This is a genomic window from Microcoleus sp. T3_B1 (assembly GCF_036700445.1).
Taxonomy (GTDB): Bacteria; Cyanobacteriota; Cyanobacteriia; order Cyanobacteriales; family Microcoleaceae; genus Microcoleus.
In genome coordinates, this window is the sequence record NZ_JAUBOX010000115.1 from 1 (window position 1) to 18,678 (window position 18,678).

The 18,678-nt window shown below is 44.2% G+C and carries 12 protein-coding genes; 10 read left to right on the forward strand and 2 right to left on the reverse strand.

The features are described from left to right. Nucleotides 1-349: 349 nt before the first annotated feature. Together QT990_RS33030 and QT990_RS33035 are read right to left on the reverse strand one after the other, a co-directional pair. Nucleotides 350-529, reverse strand: coding sequence for a hypothetical protein (locus QT990_RS33030; protein ID WP_333139117.1), 180 nt, complete (start codon nucleotides 527-529; stop codon nucleotides 350-352). Between the two features lie 925 nt (nucleotides 530-1,454). After that, nucleotides 1,455-1,622, reverse strand: a complete 168-nt coding sequence (locus QT990_RS33035) for a hypothetical protein (RefSeq protein ID WP_333139118.1) — start codon at nucleotides 1,620-1,622, stop codon at nucleotides 1,455-1,457. A gap of 695 nt (nucleotides 1,623-2,317) precedes the next feature. Between QT990_RS33035 and QT990_RS33040 the strand changes: the two genes are divergently transcribed. The 10 genes from QT990_RS33040 to QT990_RS33085 all read left to right on the forward strand — a co-directional run. Beyond that, nucleotides 2,318-2,614, forward strand: coding sequence for a hypothetical protein (locus QT990_RS33040; protein WP_333139120.1), 297 nt, complete (start codon nucleotides 2,318-2,320; stop codon nucleotides 2,612-2,614). Nucleotides 2,615-2,684: 70 nt separating this feature from the next. Then, on the forward strand, nucleotides 2,685-3,848 hold the full coding sequence (locus QT990_RS33045; protein ID WP_333466267.1) for a hypothetical protein: 1,164 nt from the start codon (nucleotides 2,685-2,687) through the stop codon (nucleotides 3,846-3,848). 43 nt (nucleotides 3,849-3,891) lie between these two features. Then, entirely contained in the window at nucleotides 3,892-5,040 is a 1,149-nt protein-coding gene (locus QT990_RS33050) for an ATP-binding protein (protein ID WP_333139124.1), read from the forward strand. Nucleotides 5,041-5,114: 74 nt separating this feature from the next. Further along, a complete protein-coding gene (locus QT990_RS33055; RefSeq protein ID WP_333139125.1) occupies nucleotides 5,115-6,182 on the forward strand; it encodes a sigma-70 family RNA polymerase sigma factor in 1,068 nt (355 codons plus the stop codon). A gap of 375 nt (nucleotides 6,183-6,557) precedes the next feature. Next, the gene (panD, locus tag QT990_RS33060; protein WP_333139127.1) at nucleotides 6,558-7,058 is read left to right on the forward strand and encodes an aspartate 1-decarboxylase; all 501 of its coding nucleotides are present in this window, start codon (nucleotides 6,558-6,560) and stop codon (nucleotides 7,056-7,058) included. Between the two features lie 108 nt (nucleotides 7,059-7,166). Next, nucleotides 7,167-9,743 (forward strand): ATP-grasp domain-containing protein, encoded by a 2,577-nt coding sequence (locus tag QT990_RS33065; RefSeq protein ID WP_333139129.1) that lies wholly within the window; start codon nucleotides 7,167-7,169, stop codon nucleotides 9,741-9,743. A 325-nt stretch (nucleotides 9,744-10,068) separates the two neighbouring features. Further along, nucleotides 10,069-11,085, forward strand: a complete 1,017-nt coding sequence (locus tag QT990_RS33070) for a hypothetical protein (protein ID WP_333300809.1) — start codon at nucleotides 10,069-10,071, stop codon at nucleotides 11,083-11,085. Between the two features lie 1,031 nt (nucleotides 11,086-12,116). Continuing rightward, the gene (locus QT990_RS33075; RefSeq protein WP_333139133.1) at nucleotides 12,117-15,902 is read left to right on the forward strand and encodes an amino acid adenylation domain-containing protein; all 3,786 of its coding nucleotides are present in this window, start codon (nucleotides 12,117-12,119) and stop codon (nucleotides 15,900-15,902) included. A gap of 120 nt (nucleotides 15,903-16,022) precedes the next feature. Further along, nucleotides 16,023-17,501: an SET domain-containing protein-lysine N-methyltransferase gene (locus QT990_RS33080; protein ID WP_333102512.1), complete on the forward strand. Its 1,479-nt coding sequence runs from the start codon at nucleotides 16,023-16,025 to the stop codon at nucleotides 17,499-17,501. A 242-nt stretch (nucleotides 17,502-17,743) separates the two neighbouring features. Then, nucleotides 17,744-18,678 (forward strand): cysteine peptidase family C39 domain-containing protein (locus QT990_RS33085; protein WP_333466268.1); only part of this gene is annotated, 935 nt, incomplete at its 3' end.

Here is an 18,678-nt window from a genome sequence, read left to right on the forward strand (position 1 = left end):
ACTCGAGCGAATAAGCTTTCATTTTTTCTGCTGATGTACTGAATGTAGTGTACCACATTTACATGGAATTTGCTGTATATGAATAGGCTGAGGGAGCTGTAACAGTCTCCAGCTTTAAAGGGGGAAAGTGTTGTTTCCCCGCCTATCCATTTATAGAAATAGTAACTTCTTATTCCCTATCGATTTACCGGGGAATCAATCAGAAACGATCGGGCTGCCGAAGAAGCCGATCGCTCCTGGTGTCTCCGTGGTCAGCAAGGGAAAATCCAAGAGCGGCAGACCTAGGAAAACTTTCGGCAATATGCGTTTTTATGCGTTTTTGTGAGCTCGCCTCTCACCTTTTAGCTGCTTAAACTCTTCCAATTGCGTCTTGCCGACGATCGCCAAAACATCGGTGGATGCAAGAAAGACCCACGTCGGTTGCCATCGCAAAATCCTTCTTAATAGCTGAAGCTACGGCGCGAGATGAGTAGCTGATCGCCTGTTTGATTCTATGAGCTCCGTCATGGGCGATCGAGCTGTCGCTCAAGCCGATCGCTCGCTACCCAGGTGTGACGGCAGGAATTGATGCCAGTGCTGGTACGAAGTTGTCACAACAGCAGGAGCAATGTGAGCAATCGGCACAGTCGAATATCGGGTAAAAATTAAGCCTCTTGACGCCTAGAATGCCCCATTCATAAGGGTGCATTATTTTTGTTTCTGCACGTAAAAGTCAGGTTTGTGATCACAAAACCATTGCTTGCTACCGATTGAGAACAGCCATAACCAGTCCCAACAGGCAAATGTACGCTCGACACAAAAAAGCAGTAATTTGGCATAAAATTGCAGGCATTTGCAGGATATTTACAGAGGCATTTGCAGGTAAAGTGCAGCCCCTGCAAATGCCTGTAATCTCACTGATTTTATACTGCTTTCCGCCTGACTTTATACTGCAAACGCCTGACTTTAGGGCGCACAAAAATTAGCTATTTTTTAGCCTTTTTAACAACAAGTGAATTGATTTAATAGTCAAGTTACAGTATCTAAATTGAATAAAAAATCAAGTTTACGAAGTCTGAGAAAATTGGCAGGTAGCTAAAATTTATGAAGCGATTTTGTAGCATAGCAGCCGTTATGCAAGCAATAAAGTTGAGGCTGGCCTGTCTGGTTTTTGCGCTCCGTTGAGGCTGAAAACGAGTGTAAGGCTGACTTCGATAATAAGGCAAAATGTTGTTGTCTGGCTAACCTGACAATCAATCGACTAAAATGTTGTTGTCTCGCAGAGCTTGACAGTCGGGTAAAAATTTACCCCCTGACCACGAGAGTCCTGGGTTTTTTAGGGAGTGACGGCGATAGCCGGATGCACTGCAAGGTTTGCTAGATTGAGAATCCACAATTCTTGTGCGGGAAAGCCAAATTTAGCTGCACCAAGGTTGGGAATGCTGCCTGACGAACTCTACTGATAAACCCAGGGCTTATCCCACTTGCTCTGCATTCAATCCCATTCCCAACAGCCGAGGAATTGCATCAAAAAGTGCTTGTTGGGTTCTAGAGGCTCGTTCTGCACCTGTCAGCAGCAAATTGCCCTCGGTGTCCCACCACCGCAGCCATAGCATTGTCTGGTTTTGATAGCTGTCCTGCACCAGTCCTACACAGTTCCCTAAAGTTGTAGGAACCTGAGCTCGATAGATTATGCAAGATCCGACTTTTCCGACTTTACGATCCGACTTTTCCGACTTACAAAGGCGGGGGAGAGGAAGTATTATAGAGATCAGATGCCGTTTCACAACCTGTGGAAGCAATTAATAGACTTTCATAGCTTTTGAACGATACAGTTATAATCAGGGTTTCACGCTACACAAGGGACTTCTACTTAATTACTACCATATTGTTCAGAGCGTGTACGATCGCACGTCGAGCGTGAAATTACGGCTATTTTTTTAGCTCGTAATTTACAGAATAGTGCGTACATCATTGTTAGATCAGTAAATCCCCTATGGACGGAGGGATATAAGGATGTACCAATTATCTCAAGAACTATTTGCTCTAGAGGTGAATGTAAATTGGGGCATTTCTTCTCAACCTTTTTCTACGTTACTCAGGCCCAAACCAGGAAATGTTGAATTTTTACCTTCTATGACGTTTTCTTTACACAAATTTTATTGATTTCCCTTGACAAGCATCTATCCAAAGACTTATGTTAAATATGTCTAGAGATAGATGACAAATAAAACAAGCTGAGGATTAAGGCTAGCAAAAAGATTAAATTGAATCTACAGGGGGTAATGGCTCGATAAATCAGAATATTACTGCTGCCAAGGCATTCAACAGCGGACGCATGCGTGCAATAGCCGCGTCCGGCAACAAATTTCGTACTGAGCCAACTTTTTCAAAGGTGCTGAAAGATATGGGAGAACAGTGGGTGCAGTTAGCTGTCTTCCAAGTGAAAGTGAGTCTAATTCTGGATGAAGCTACATCAGCACTAGACCTCGCGACGGAAGCGGAAATCATGACAACTTTAGAGCGCATTGCCAAGAAATGCACGGTGATTGTCATTACCCACCGCATGGCTCATGCTTTGCGTGCAAAGGTCATGTTTGTGATGGATAAAGAGTGCCTCGTTGTTAGTGGTTAACCTACAGATTTAATTCAACTAGGAGGAATCTATGTCACAGTTGGGCAGCCAATTCATGAAGAAAATATCAATGTTTCAGAAATTGCCTGTATCTAGCAATAAGCTATTTGTCTGGGTGTTTATTCCCTACCGCGTCACGGAACAAGGGATGATTAGCGAATTCTACGACCATTCTGCTTATCGTCAGGAACTGGCAGATGTCTTTGCAGAGCTTGGTATAGCGTGGAAGTGGCAACCGCTCACCTTGGAGAATATGCACGCAATTGTTGAGGATGTGGCGGCTTCTAGTAAAGAGTACATTCCATTAGTCTTAAATTATTGCGATGGATTTGAAGAGCTTGATGGCTACCCTGGCTTTTCTCTGGTGAAACTCTTGGAAAAAAAAGGCATTATTTTTACAGGAGCAGATGCTAACTTTTGCCATCTGTGTGACAACAAAATTTTAATGAAGCGTGATTTGGTCGATGCAGGTGTGGCTACTGCTCCCTATGAAGTCATTACTAACATCAACCACATGGAAGGAGTGTGTAAGCGACTTGGCACTCCTCTGATTGCGAAACCTGCAACCTCTTATGGGAGTCATGGAATTTCCTTAAGTTCAGTAGTTTTCAGCGATGAGCAGGTGAGAGTACAAGTTCAACGCTTGCTCTCTGGACAGCACGGGATGCAATTCCCACCGGACAGCATCTTTGTGGAACGGTTTATCAATGGTTCTGAGTTTACAGTTTTCATTGTTGGTTCGGCTCAGAAACCAGAACACCTTAAAGTCTATCCACCTATGGAACGAGTGTTTCACTCCAGCTTGCCAGAAACCGAACAATTTTTGGCTTACGACAGAGAAAAAGATGAACAAGAAAGTTCCCTCTCACTTCAAGAACCACTCTGTCACTACCAACTGGTTGCTCCCGAATTGCAAGAAAGACTTTGCGAGTTAAGCAAGCGTGCCTACTGTGCTGTTGGTGGCAATGGATATGGACGAGTTGATGTGCGAATGGATAAAGTTTCCCAAGAACTGTTTGTTCTTGAGGTGAATCCTAACTGTGCTTTATCTTCTATTCCTATTTCTGAAGAATATGACTCTAGAGAAGCTGAAAATGAAAAACCTTACGAGACCTCTGTTGGAACTATCCTGCATTTTTCTGGCATCCCGTTTGCCCAAGTGATGTCAGAAATCATCGCGGAGGCTTTTGCTAGGCATTCTGCCAAGTCGTTCTTGGTAAGCAAAGCAGCCTGAAAGTTTACTGATATTACTGTCAACCCAAAAAACTACAAAAACAATGATAACTTCGCTAAAATTTCCTGTGCCTAGCAATCAGCTATTTGTCTGGGTATTTATTCCTTACCGTATTACAGAACAAGGATTGGTTAGTGAAGAATACGATACTCCTTCAGCTCGTCAGGAACTGGCAGACGTATTTGCAGAACTCGGCATCAAATGGAAGTGGCAGTCAATCACCTTTGAAAATATGCACGAAGTTGTTGAGGAGGTAGCTTCTTCCAAAAAGGAGTACGTTCCAGTGGTACTGAACTATTGTGCTGGGGATGAAGACCCCAACTTCCCTGGCACTTGCGTCATCAAACTACTGGAAGCAAAAGGCATCCTCTTTACGGGTGCAGATTCTACCTTTGATTATCTTGGCTCATCTAAACTCAGAATGAAGCGTGCCTTTGTCGAGGCGGATGTAGCTACGGCTCCCTACGAAGTCATTGCAGACCCTAGTCACGTTCAGGGAGTTTGCGAACGTCTTGGCACACCTCTATTAGTTAAACCAGCACTCGGCTATGGCAGTATCGGAATTTCACTAGAGTCGGTTGTTGAAAGCGATGAACAGGTGAGTAAACAGGTTCAGCGATTGCTGCAAGGGGTACACGAGATGCAGTTTCCACCGGACAGCATCTTTGTAGAACGATTTATCAGCGGTCGTGAATTTACAGTTTTCCTGCTAGGTGATTCCCAACAACCGGAAAGCCTCAAAATCTATCCGCCGATTGAATTGGTGTTTCATTCCAGCTTGCCTGAAACCGAACAATTTCGGTCTTACGATAACTTCTGGGGCGAACACCTTGAAGAATCTTCATCGTCATCCTCGGAACCGTTTTACCATTGCCAATCGGTAGCTTCGGATTTGAGCGAAAAACTCTGCGATCTCAGCAAGCGTGCGTATTGTGCGGTTGGTGGCAACGGATATGCGCGAGTAGATATCCGCATGGACAAAGATTCTCAAGAGCTTTTTGTTCTGGAAGTTAATCCTAACTGTGCCATTTCTTCTATGCCTCTGACTGACTTCTCCGACCTAAACCAAACCTCTCTTGGCACTATCTTGCATCTGGCTGGTATTCCGTTTGCACAACTGATGTCAGAAATCATCGCGGAGGCTTTTGAGCGGCATTCTACCAAGTCGCCTTTGGTGAGCAAATCAGCGTGAGCTTGTATGGATAAAACCTTCTAAAATTTAAGTCTTATCTGTCCTTAATAGGGTTCACTACCAGTTATTGATTTATGTCAGATTCTCAAACAGTTAGTGCATTATACTTGCAGGGTTGCTCTGAAGATTTAGGGAAAGGGTTTTGGCAGCAATGGCAGCAGTATCAAGATTATCTTCACCGTTGCTGCATCAAGTGGATGGGGGGCAATCTGACTGATGCTGAAGATGCCTTGAGTCGGGCGATGCTCAAGGCTTGGGGAAAGGTGCAAAAGTTTGCCGGGAAAATTAATAATTTTAAGGCCTGGCTGACGACGCTGACTCGCAATCTGTGCGTGGACATTTATCGTGAACGCAGTCGGGGGGCGAATCGAGTTGAGGATATAGAAGGTTACGCATCTTTTGAGGAGGACGGACTGCTACGGAGTGAGGATACGCCAGAAATTGCTTTGGAGACTGGCGAGAAAAGGATGGTGATTCGTCGTGCGATTGACAATTTACCTCCTCGCTTGCGCGAGACGTTTATACTGCACTTTTATCAAGAATTGTCTTATCCAGAGATTGCCCAACAGCAAGAGATTTCCTACCCGAATGTCTGCAAGCGCATCTCCCAGGCGCGGAAGATTCTGCGTGAGGAGTTGAGGGGATATTTTATCGAGGAGGAGGGGACGGATAGGGATAAATCTGTTCCACCAACTGCAACGGAGTCGGCAATTGGGGAAATGTCCCAGGGGAATGGGGGAGTTGAAGCGGATGCAGGGGAGACGGTGACGTTATCCGTTGCGGTGGAGGAAGTAGAAAGTGTTGGGGCTGAGGAAGCGATTAAGGAATTGCGTGATGTGCAGCACTCTGAGTCGGTGATGGTTGCGGCGACTAATGATGGGAAGTTAGAGGTAAGGAGAGATGGTTGTTGGTGTGTTGAGGTGGGGCTGTGTGAAAGGCAGCCTGTACCGATTTTGGCGTTGGCAAAATTTGATGAAGAAAGTGGAAGTTGGGGGAATTCCTGTCTGGCAGTGCTGAGGAGGCGGGAATTGCTAGAGATGAGGAAAGGATGTGGAAAATGTATGCTACCGTCCCGCTCTCCTCCTTTGAATCTTCTTCCCACTTTCAATCCCTTGTCAAGAATATGTCGGAGAGAAAGATGAGGGTTCGTTTGAGGCAAAATTCCTCAAATCTGCCTTATCTCAAAGGTGACTTTTGGCGATGCCTTACGGCAAAATTCGCGTGTTCGGTGCAGTATTTGGCAATCTGTTGGAAAACTGAAATTAAGTCGGTATTTACCGCAGTATCTTTCTACATGAAAAAACCTTTAGGTAGGACTAATCTGGATTCGGCACATACCCCCCCTGGTTTTTCGCATGGAAGAAGAAAATAGCAGAAGGGTATAAGTCACACACTAGTAAGCTGGACAATCCGACGGAGTTAGAAATATGGCGATTATTTACGAAGATGAAGCGCACCTAGAGTCTGGGCCAAGCCCATTATAAAAGCAGAAAAAGATGACTATCAAAAGGAGTAATATGGCTACAATCAGACTGATGCACGCTAAACTTCATCGAGTACGTGTGACCGATGCCAAGCGCGATTATGTAGGCAGTATCACCATTGACCAAGAGTTATTGGAGAAAGTCGGAATACTGCCCCTCGAAGAAGTGGAGATAGTCAACGTCAGCAACGGTAACCGTTGGTCAACCTATGCTCTGCCAGGAGAGGCAGGAACGGGTTGCATTTGTCCCAATGGTGGGGGCGCGCTTCTGTGCCAGCCTGGAGACATCCTGATAATATTCTCCTACGAATGGTGCGATCGCACTGATGTTTTACGCACAGGGCATACAGCGCGGGTTATTGTTGCAGATGAGCAAAATCGCTGTAAAGAATTTTTCCACCAAACCTTAACCCCTTGCGAGAACAAACTCCTATTCGACCCTTCGCAACCCCTTACAGTCAAGAGTGATACTGAAAGCGCCAACTTGGATTTGAAGAACTGCTTTGAGCATAGCATCGGCAGTCCGAAAGAATAGAATTAGCAACTCTGGAATAATCTAGGGAGTTTTAGCCAACTTTTTAACATCCCCAAGAGTTCCTCGATTTGATTAGCTAACAGTCATTTCATAAAAGTATAGTCAAATATGTTTGAGACACTCAACTCAGTTCTCCAAGCTTATAATCTGAAGCCGATTAAGGAAGCTGAGGCGGAACTAGAATCAGATGAAAGCAAACCCTGTATTGTTTTCTTTACTTTAGCGGACGAAAGGCTTACATTACTGTTAGCTGCAAGTAGAATTTTACCTGAAAGTGCTTTTATAGTAACTGAACAGACTTGGGTAAAAGTTATTCAAAAAGGGGATAAATCTGTATTATACATCCTTGAAGGGATTACCATGAATGAATTTGGTCAATGTTTTCATACCAAATTCAAAACTCCTCAGAGGATAACTTTTTTATGTAATTTTTGTACCGAAGCGGGTTTCAGTTTTTATGAACCAGTCCACCAAGAGAAGGCTCAAAAATTTCAGTTCTATGAAGGACTGGCGGACTGTCCGATGTCAAGTGGTATAGAACTGGAAGAATATACCAATGACAAACTGCATACCCGCTTACTTGCTGCTGCAAGAAATGTAAATGTACCCCAAACGATGGCTTTTGGCTTTTCTTTGGAGAAATATAGCCATCATCCCATCACTCCACAAGTTCAATTGATTTCCCTATCCAAAAATCTTTCTAGTGATGAAATCCGAAAATATTTGACGGCATTTCCTACTTCTAAATTTGTGATTAAGCCTTCTGGAACAAGGTGGATGGGAAGCCGACTATGCACTATTGAATCAAAAGATAATCTGAACAGGGCTGTTGAAAACTTTAAGAAATGTATGGATTCACTCCAAGACAATGATTGTCTGTTTGTGGAGGAATTTATCGATTCAAGCATTACTGAGAATAGTAACCTGGGTGCGAGACTGAGGGTGTTTGTAACCCGCCGCCCCAATAATGTGGTTGAAACATCTGGGATTATCTGCAATCTAGGTTATATTGACCAACCCATTAATGGAGATACTTCCGAGAGTTTTTCAATCGACTATCTGTGTAACTTGCTCCAGTTGACAAACGAGGATAAGAATCAGCTTGTTGAAAAAATTAACCGATTAGGTGAAGCGGTACTAGAGTCTATTATTGGCTACGAAACGCAATATTTAACCCATGTCACCCAACAAAAAAAACAAACGGATTTCATTGGTTTAGATATTTTTTTTAGGAATCACAATAATCAATTAGAACCGTTTCTAATTGAAGTCAACGATCACGATTGCATTACCACCTTGCAGATATACGAAGTGCAACATTCTCCCAACAGGACTGACATCCTTGATAAATGGGTGGAAACGATGTTGTACCGCTCCTATCAATATATGCTAAAAGGCAGGAATATATTGATGATTGGAGGTGGAGGCTACTCAAAGCTGAATGTTTTTGAATTTGCCAATCAAGTAGGTATCAATATTATTTTAATTGATAGGGATTCTCAACATTTCGCTGCCAGTTACAGCAGCCAGTTTTTCAATATTGACATTGACGACCATAGCAAAGATATTGAAAATGCCCTAGCAATTGTGGAAGTTGTCCGCAATCATTGCATCAGCGTGGACGGCGTAGTTACGTTTTGGGAAGATAATGTACCTTTGTCCTCTTTAGTCGCTAGCTTTTTAGGTAAACCAGCCAACGATTATCAAAGCGCAAGCATCGCTAAAAGCAAATTATTGACTCATAAAAAACTTCTAGCTGATGAGTCCAATAAACTAGCTTGTGAATGTAGAGAATTCTCCAACGCCGTAGATTTTTGGGCTTTAAATAATGTTGCAGATGTCCTTAATATTCCACAATTTTCCTATCCTTTAGTAATTAAGCTAGATACTGGAAGTACTTCCTTTGGTGTAGAGGTAATTCAAACAGAAGAAGAATTATTAGCTAGGTTTGAAGACTATAAAAGCTATATTCAAACCGCCACTCAAACAGGTATGGGCTTGAGTTTCAACTATAAGATAATTGCTACTCCTTACCTGCAAGGCTCTGAGCATCATGTTGATCTCATTATGTTTGATGGTGAATTAGTAGCTGGTTATGTAACTGATAAAAGCCCAACAATGCCTACTCTCTGTAAGGAAATGGCGGAAATTATGCCGAGTTTGCTGGACAGAGAAAAACAAGAAAATATGATTCATGCAGCCTGGAAATCTTGCCACAATATTGGCTTAAAATATGGTGTTTTTTGTGTTGACGTAATTTATACACCACTGGGAGTAAAAATTTTAGAAATTAATGCGAGAATGGGTGGTTTTTATATATCTAAATGGCAATTTAATTTACGGGATGTCAACCTAATCCTGTATTCGTATCTGATTGCTTGTAGGATTAAACCGTTTGTTAATCAAAACAGCTTACCCCGCCTGTACTACAACGGTTTTCTATGCTATGCCTCATTACATAAGCATATTCTAGATGTAGCAAAGCTTAAAGAGTTATCGTCAGATCCGGATTTCTTTGTAATCCTTCTAGACAAAGAAATCCCATCAGATGAAAAATATGAAGAACCTTATGCTTCTGTAGCTATTCGCTCTCAAAATATTGCCGATGGAAAGCAGAAAATGAAGAGGTTTTTAGAGGAGCATTCTCTCAAGAGGGAAGAATATAGGTTCATCTGTGAGGAGTAAATTATTAGCTCTACAACTAGGAGCTAGGAATCTATTTACTTGCAAGCGCCGAGAAGCAAGGAAAAAGGACAGGTTAGACGCAAATACTACGTTTTTTTGATTGGGCTATGTCCATACCTACGCCGCCCACAATTTATGGAACTCCAGTTTCGGCGGAAACAACTGAACTCAGCGGACGCGATGAAAGATACACAACTTTGGCAAAAATCTTCTAACTCAAAAAATTCAGAAAGAGACGGCGAGAATCGTCTAAATAGTAGAAGCCATAAATGATGCTAAAAAATCAAGCGTCCCGATCACAAATCAGAAGGATAAACGAGACCAAATGCAATCCGGTAAAATCCTCCTCAAAAACCCACAGCTTACAAGCTTGGTCAGAAAGTACGCAGGCAAAATGTCAACCACAAAGCCAGATTTTGCCGACCTTATCCTAAATCAATGGAAGATTCCCGACCTGGTACGTAAAAACGCGGAAATTTTGGGAAAAGCCACCATCAAGACGAAAGGAATAGCACAAATCGACTATCAATACAGGGACTATATCACGAGCGATAAAATCACCCCGTTCGTGCAGATTCTCAACCAGATGAGCCTGGGCAAGACACTGAGCAAAACAATAACAGCCGAGGCACAAGGTTCCGTGCACAGCCAGTTAAATATAACGGCTGTGAAAGATGCGAATTTCGCAGATGACGCGAATAAGTGGTCATCCGACAAGTTCCAAGAACTCACGTACAAAACTGTGAACTTGCTGGACTTAGATATGGAAGTAAAAAAAGAAAACACAGTGCAAGCGCAGCAGATCGATGCCCAAGGCAACATAGGAAACACATCCACCTGGAGTGAAAAAACATTGGTGCTCAACGGATGCGATCGCATAGGCACGACGGTCGTCAAAACTACTAAGTTGCCGATCGAAGTAAACGGAAAGAAGCAGACAGCCACAGTCCACGCATGGTGTGCAATGACGATGAACGGGCATCATATTTTCCACGGAGTAGTGGAAAAAGCGGTGCTGATAATGCCCGGAGAAGGAATTTTCTTCCTGTACTTCGGATACGGAGGGTCAGGAATAGAATTCATAGAGTGGGTTAACGAGAAACTCGGTGCTATGCTTTGGCAGTACACAGCAAAAGAGATATATTACACATGGAAAAAAGCCCAAACCCCTGTGGCGTGGTTATTGATAGGAGGAGATTTGACATCCGAAACGTGGATGGTGGACGGACCTGAACCACTCACAGAGGAACAAAGAGAGCTGCTCGATCATGCGATCTTGAAAACAGTATTGCAAAAAGGAGCGACGTTGCGACCATATTACACAGCCAAGAAATACGAATGAGCCAATGCACATAAACCGGACGGAAACCCAGAAAATGAAAAAAAATCGCATAACACTTGGTTCGTCGCCTTAATTGCTCGCCGCCGCGCCCGCCGCGTGGGAGCAAGCACCACCCAGTCATCCATGTATCGTACATAAAAGCAGCCCATCTCAGCCATCTTATCGTCAAGCGGCTTCAGGTACAAAGCACTCATGTTTAGGAGAAAGGGGACATCCCCTGTTGGATATCGGTATATTCCCCGCCATCGGAAACAAATCTCTGGAAGTACTCATTCGACTCCTAGAGAGTCAGACGAAAAAGATGGGTTGAACTCCTCCCAGCCGAAACTGTCCCGTTTCTAGGTATATTGCCTTCTGGTGCGATCGCGGCTGGTGGAGTTTGGAGATAGGGGGGTGCGATCGCCCCCTTTTCCGCTTATCGCACTCATCTCATATGGGGCATCAAGTTAGAAAAAAAGCCTCTAACTCGAAAAATTCAGAAAGTGACTTTAGGAATCGTCTTAAAGAAGTAGAAACTACGAGTGCCATCCCTCCTCTTTTTTACTTGAGGAAAGGCAATCGTTTTTTGGTTAAGCTTGACAACAAGGGAAGCGATCGCAAAAAGCGCAGTCCTAGAGGCGATAGCGCAAGCGCTGCTGCTCTTCAGATCGCTTCTTTTATGACATCCTGTGCGCTAGCGCAAGAAGCTGCCAATTTTTCAGCTTTGGAATCAGGGGTATGAGGCTGATACAACTTATGCTTTGACTGTATTGTTACCTCGGATGGTTCAATTTATTTTCTCTTCAAAAAAGGTATTCACGGAAGATTTACTTATTACAGGGGTATTTTGATTGACATCCCCCTTAAGACATAAGTTATCTTCGTAATGTATAAAAGTTTACGCAACGCTCCGACTTTCCTGACTGACGCGGGCGGAGTTGGGGAACCATAATGGAGACTCTTAATGCAGTCTTGAAACTTTAATGCGCTCTTCTTTCAACTTTAGACAAACAGTGTATTGCAGGGATTAACGGCGACTACCAAGAGAACAAATGGCAAATAATATTAATTCATCAACGCCTCAACTATTGTGTATTCCTCAGTTATTTGAGTTTCAAGTAGAACAAACGCCTGATAGCATCGCCGTGATTTTTGAGGGGGAAAGCCTCACTTATCGGGAATTAAATCATCGAGCCAACAAGGTAGCGCATTACCTAATTTCTTTAGGAGTGGAACCAGAAGCTCTGGTTGGGATTGGTGTGGAACGCTCTTTGGAAATGGCGATCGCACTGTTGGGTATTCTCAAAGCGGGTGCTGCCTACATCCCCCTAGATCCAACCTACCCGCAACAGCGACTGTCCTTGATGCTAGAGGATGCTCAACCACCAGTGCTGTTAACTCAAAAACGGTGGCTAGAAAAATTTCCCCCACACGAAGCAAAAGTGGTGTGTTTAGATGCTGATTGGGAGGAGATTGCCCAATACAGCGAGCAGAACCCTGACACCCGCACGACATCTGACAATCTAGCTTATGTCATTTACACTTCAGGCTCTACAGGGCAGCCAAAAGGAGTTCTGATTCCGCATCAAGCTTTAGCCAACCACAGTGTTTCCATTGCCAAGCACTATAATTTGCAGACAACAGATCGGGTTTTACAGTTTGCTTCGATTAGTTTCGATGTTGCAGCAGAAGAGTTATTCCCTACCTGGTTAAGCGGGGGTACTGTCGTTCTCCGTCCTGGTTCTGTAACTCCAACTGTTGCAGAGTTTCAAGCACTGATAGAGCGGGAAAAGCTGACTGTTCTCAACCTCCCTGCTTCTTACTGGCATGAATGGGTATCTGCTTTGTCTAGTTCACAGGCGCAATTACCTCCCACGCTGCGCCTAGTTGTAGTTGGCAATGAGAAAGTTTTACCAGAGCGATTGATGAGTTGGCAGAAAATAGCGGGTAATCGCGTCCGTTGGCTTAATGCCTATGGACTGACTGAAACCACTATCACATCCACGCTTTACGAACCAGATATCTGGAAAGAATTGCCGGATGTCAACTCTGTACCTATAGGTTGTCCCATTGCCAACACCCAGATTTACTTGTTGGATGAAAACAAAAAGCCCGTGCCTAAAGGGATGACGGGCGAATTATATATTGGTGGCCTTGGTTTAGCAAAAGGCTATCTCAATCGTCCCGAATTGACGGCGGCGCGGTTTATCCGCAATCCTTTTAGTGATGAAGCAAATTCTCGCCTCTACAAAACCGGGGACTTAGCCCGTATCGGGAGCGACGGTAATATCGAAATCCTGGGGCGCATTGATAACCAAGTGAAAGTACGCGGCTTCCGCATCCAAACGGAGGAAATCGAAGCAACTCTCAATCAGCATCCATTGGTGCAAGACAGTGTGGTAGTGGCTCACGAAGAAAAATCAGGCAAGCAACGCCTCGTCGCCTATGTCGTTCCCAAACCCAAAAACACTCAGGTAGAACTATGGCCCTGTCCGGGAGACTACCGAGTTTATGATGCCATCCTGTACTATGCCATGACCTATGACCATGTGAGAAATCATAGTTATGAGGTGGCACTTAAAAAAGTTGTTAAGGACAAAGTCGTTGTAGACATTGGCACGGGTAAGGATGTTGTTTGGGCGAAATTCTGTGCCGAACATGGCGCTAAGAAAGTTTACGCCATTGAGATGCAACTTGAAGCTTACGAACAGGCAACCAGTTATGTGAAATCTCTGGGGTTGTCAGACAAAATATCGGTAATTTATGGGGATGCCACCCAAGTGCAACTCCCGGAAAAAGTCGATCTGTGTGTTTCAGAACTGATTGGCGTAATCGGTAATTCAGAAGGGGCGGTTTCGATTCTCAATGATGCCAGAAGGTTTCTCAAGGAAGATGGAATGATGATTCCCCAGCGCTGCGTGACTAATATCGCTGCTGTTTATCTTCCTGAAACGTTTGCCAGTCAGCCTCACTTTTCGGAACTATCGGGTTATTACACTCAGCAGATTTTCAACCAGCTCGGAGGGAAAATTTCCTTAAGGGTATCTTTCCGAAATTTTCCTGAGTCAAACATCATCTCCACTGTAGATGTTTTTGAGGACTTGGATTTCAATCAAGTCTCTAATCCAGAATATGACCGACAGATAAGCCTTACCATCACTCAAAGTGGCAAAATTGATGGATTTTTGTTATGGCTTAATTTACACACAGTTGAGAATGAAGTCATTGACAGTCTAGCTTATGTCGGTAGCTGGCTACCTGTTTATTTTCCAGTGTTTTATCCGGGTATTGAAGTGGCGGCTGGAGACAAAATTGAAGCCGTTTGTAGCGCTCAGTTGAGTGAAGACCAGTTAAGTCCTGACTATCACATTCGAGGCTATTTGCTCAAACAGAGTGGAGAACGCCTTGAATTTGAATATGATTCTTTTCTCTACAAGACTCCCTCAAAGAGCAACTTATTTTACAATCGCCTATTCGCGCAAGAGGTAGTGTTAAACGAGCAACCGACTCCCGGAGAGCTATGCGATAAAAGCCTGAGCACCTACTTGAAAGAGCGCTTACCAGCTTATATGCTCCCGGGAGGGTTTACGTTCTTGGAGTCCCTGCCACTGAATTCTAATGGGAAAGTTGACCGCAAAGCACTACCCACTCCAAGGGACAGCAGACGCATTGAACCAACTGCATTTATAGCTCCCCGTGACACTTGGGAACTTCAGTTGGCTCATCTTTGGGAAAAGGTGCTGGGTATTCACCCCATTAGCGTGAAAGACGACTTCTTTAACTTGGGCGGTGACTCTCTATCGGCAGTACGCCTGATGCTGGAGATTGAGCAGCATTTTGGGCAGAAGTTATCGCTAGCGACGCTTTTTCCCAGTTCGACGATTGAGCATCTGGCAAGCATTCTGCGTCAGGCGACGGGTTCTCTCTTGAGTTCTCCTTTAGTACCGATTCAGCCAGATGGTACGAAGCCTCCCTTTTTCTGCGTTCATCCCATCGGGGGCAATGTGCTTTGTTACCTGGATTTAGCTCGTCATCTGGGTGAAGACCAGCCCTTTTACGGTTTGCAAGCGTCGGGGATTGATGGGCAAGGGGAGCCAAAGAGCCGGATTGAAGCTATGGCTAGTTATTATATCGAGGCAATCTGCGAGATTCAACCGCAAGGTCCGTATTTGCTGGGAGGCTGGTCATTTGGTGGAGTGGTAGCGTTTGAGATGGCTCAACAGTTGTATTCGTCAGGTGAGCAAGTGGCGTTGCTTGCTCTGATAGATAGTTCAGCACCCCAGCGTAACAGTCAACCGATGGAGGTTGATACTGCTGCCACACTAGCTTGGTTTGCTAAGGATTTGGGCAGTTATTTTGGGAAGGAGCTTGCTGTATCGGTTAGCGCTCTCCAATCGCTTGCGCCGGATGAGCAGTTGGGCTATGTGCTGGAGCGGGCGAGGGCTGCTAACGTTGTGCTTCCTGATGCTGGAGTGGTTGAAATTCGCCGTCTGCTAGAGGTTGTTTTGGCAAATCGTCAGGCTGAACGCACCTACACGCCAGTTGTTTATCCAAACCAGATTATGGTATTTCGTGCGGAGGAATCGTTTGGGTTAGAGAATTCAGACCCCACAACGGGTTGGAATCAGTTAACGGAAGGTGGAGTGAAGATTGATACAATTTCTGGCGATCACTACACCATTGTCAAGGAGCCTCATGTACGAGTTTTAGCGGAACGGCTAAGGAATTCTCTTGAGCAGGCACAGAGCGATCGCTCCTTAAGCCAGTTGCCCCATACTCGTCCTCGCGCAACAGGTTCAGGGATAGCTGCACTATCTTCTTGCAGTTCCTCTATCTAAAAGGCGATTGCCCGTCTTTGAGATGATAGCACTTAAAAATCCGAGAGGCGATCGCAATAACTCAAAACTAATCCAATCTTTTACGATACTTGTACTAAACTGACACTATAGGAAATCAACATGAAAATTTGCGTTCTACAACCTGACTATTCTCAATCAACAGTAGAAGCAGACTACAAAAACTGCGAACCGCCACGTAACCTTTCTCATCTACTACCAGAAGACCAGGTAGACCATGTATTTCTCAATAAAGCCACAACCTATCGTCAGCTTAAAGATTTAAAGAAGCAAGGTTACGATATTTTTGTCAACCTCTGTACGGGATGTTTGGACTGGGATGTTCCCTCTATTGATGTAATCGTTGCCTTGGAGCAGCTTAATTTGCCTTACACGGGTCCGACTTTCGACCTCTACGATCCAGGCAAGGAGTTAATGAAGTACGTTGCTTACATTGCAGGAGTACGCACACCAGCATTTGTGAAAGCTGAAACGTTAGCTGATGTTGAGAGGGCTTGTCAAAACTTGCAATTCCCCCTGTTTGTTAAACCAGCAGCCTCATCAGACAGTCTGGGAATTGACCATCAATCCTATGTAACAACAAAAGAGGCATTACAGAGCAAAGTGGCTGAACTCATAGCCAACTTTGGTCAAGTTCTAATCGATGAGTATATACCTGGGCGAGAGTTTACAGTCCTTGTGGCTGCTAACCCTGAAGAGCGCCGCTCTCCGATAACGTATAAATCTCTAGAGTTCGTCTTTCCGGAAGGAGAACAATTTAAAACCTACGATTTGAAGGTGCGACAACATCACCCAAAGCGTAATATTCCTTGTTCCGATTCAGAACTTGACCTCCGCTTGAGAGACGCTGCTAAGAATATTTTCTTAGCTTTTAACGGTGCTGGCTATGCTCGTCTAGATTTTCGAGTAAATGAGCAAAAAGAAATTTTATTTCTTGAAGTTAGCTTTAACCCTTCTATTTTTTTTGAAGGAGGCGCAGAAGCATCGGCTGACTACATTTTAAAGTATGACGAGGTAGGTGCATCAAGCTTTCTCAAACATATCATAACGGAAGGTATTACCAGATACCAACGCCGTCAGAAAAAATTTAAAGTATGTGGAAATGCTATTTCTGGCTATGGCATTTATGCGGTGACTGATTTGAAAGCTGGGGAAATTATCTTCCAGGGAGAGGAGTATCCAAAAAGGATTGTTACCCGTGATTATGTCCAATCCCACTGGAGTGCATCAGAGCAAGAAGAGTTTCGGCAGTATGCTGTTCCTTTGAGTGAAGAAGTCTTTATGTTTTGGGACGAAAACCCAGCCAACTGGATACCCCAAAACCACTCTTGCGAACCCAATATAGGCTACCGAGGACTCAATATATACGCGCTCAGGGATATTGCAGCAGGAGAAGAGTTAACCGTAGACTACGCAACAATCGAGAATGAAGATTTTCCAGAGTTTCAGTGTCAGTGCGGGTCGCCTAAGTGTCGGGGAATTATTCGCGGTACGCCTGGAAATTCTGTAACTCAGCGCCAAAAAAAGTTAAATAATTCACAACTAAAAATAGAGGTGGCTCATTCTCTATATCTGACCTGAATGACTTTACGAGAATAGGGGATAGTTGTCAAGAGAGAATTCACGTACACAGCCTATCCCTTTTTTCACAAGAAGTTAAGTAATTTCCAGGTTCTCCAGAGAAACAAAAGAGAAGATAGTTATTCCTATACACTGACTGAAAAGTTTTACCCGATTATCTCAAATTCAATGAATTTATTTGTTTTTCTGAAAGTAATTAATAAATATATTGCCTCTTATAGGAACCATTGAGGAGTAATGCAGTGTTGAAACAGTGGCTCAGTCAAATAATGGAACAGCAGCCCAAGAAACGTGTTAAAACACCTACCGTATTGCAAATGGAAGAAGTAGAATGCGGGGCAGCAGCACTGGGCATCATGCTGAGTTATTACGGACTATTTGTCCCCCTAGCCAAATTACGGCAGGAATGTGGCGTTTCTCGTGACGGCAGCCAACCTGCCAGCATCGTCAAAGCTGCTAGACAATACGGCCTGCGGGCAAAAGCATTTAAAAAACAAACTTCCCAGTTGGCTAAAATGCGACTACCAGCGATCGCATTCTGGAATTTCAGCCATTTGTTAGTAGTCGAAGGCTTTGAAAAAGACCGAGTTTACATCAACGACCCAGCAACCGGACCGCGCACGGTTTCCTTGCAGGAATTTGACGAGGCATATATTGGGTTTATCCTAGCAATGGAACCGGGGCCGGAGTTCAAGCGGGGGGGACAACGGTCTAGCGTATTGAGATCGCTACTACAACGCTTGCAAAGCTCGGTGGGAGCAGTTTCGCTCAGTGTCCTACTTGGCTTTTTGCTAGTATTTCCAGGACTGGTACTACCTGTTTTCAGTCAAGTATTTGTCGATCAAATTCTCGTTGAAGACCGCACCGACTGGCTGCGTCCATTGCTGCTGGGAATGCTCCTCACCGCCCTAATTCAGGCGTTTTTGTTCTCCCAGCAGCGACGCTATTTAAGACAGTTGCAAATTAAATTAGCTGCCAGTATGTCCAGTCAATTTTTCTGGCATATGTTGAAACTCCCTGTGGGATTTTATACCCAACGGTTCCCTGGTGAAATCGGGGGAAGAGTGAAGCTCAACGACAAAGTGGCCCAGGTCATTTCTGGCAGTATGGCAGAGACGATCATCAACATAGTGATGACAATTATCTACCTGTTGGTCATGTTTGCTTATAACCCACT

Excerpts from the sequence above, each read along its gene's own strand:
- QT990_RS33040 (WP_333139120.1), top strand. The coding sequence starts at position 2,318 with ATGCGTGCAATAGCCGCGTCCGGCAACAAATTTCGTACTGAGCCAACT.
- QT990_RS33045 (WP_333466267.1), top strand. The coding sequence starts at position 2,685 with ATGTTTCAGAAATTGCCTGTATCTAGCAATAAGCTATTTGTCTGGGTG.
- QT990_RS33050 (WP_333139124.1), top strand. The coding sequence starts at position 3,892 with ATGATAACTTCGCTAAAATTTCCTGTGCCTAGCAATCAGCTATTTGTC.
- QT990_RS33055 (WP_333139125.1), top strand. The coding sequence starts at position 5,115 with ATGTCAGATTCTCAAACAGTTAGTGCATTATACTTGCAGGGTTGCTCT.
- panD (WP_333139127.1), top strand. The coding sequence starts at position 6,558 with ATGGCTACAATCAGACTGATGCACGCTAAACTTCATCGAGTACGTGTG.
- QT990_RS33065 (WP_333139129.1), top strand. The coding sequence starts at position 7,167 with ATGTTTGAGACACTCAACTCAGTTCTCCAAGCTTATAATCTGAAGCCG.
- QT990_RS33070 (WP_333300809.1), top strand. The coding sequence starts at position 10,069 with ATGCAATCCGGTAAAATCCTCCTCAAAAACCCACAGCTTACAAGCTTG.
- QT990_RS33075 (WP_333139133.1), top strand. The coding sequence starts at position 12,117 with ATGGCAAATAATATTAATTCATCAACGCCTCAACTATTGTGTATTCCT.
- QT990_RS33080 (WP_333102512.1), top strand. The coding sequence starts at position 16,023 with ATGAAAATTTGCGTTCTACAACCTGACTATTCTCAATCAACAGTAGAA.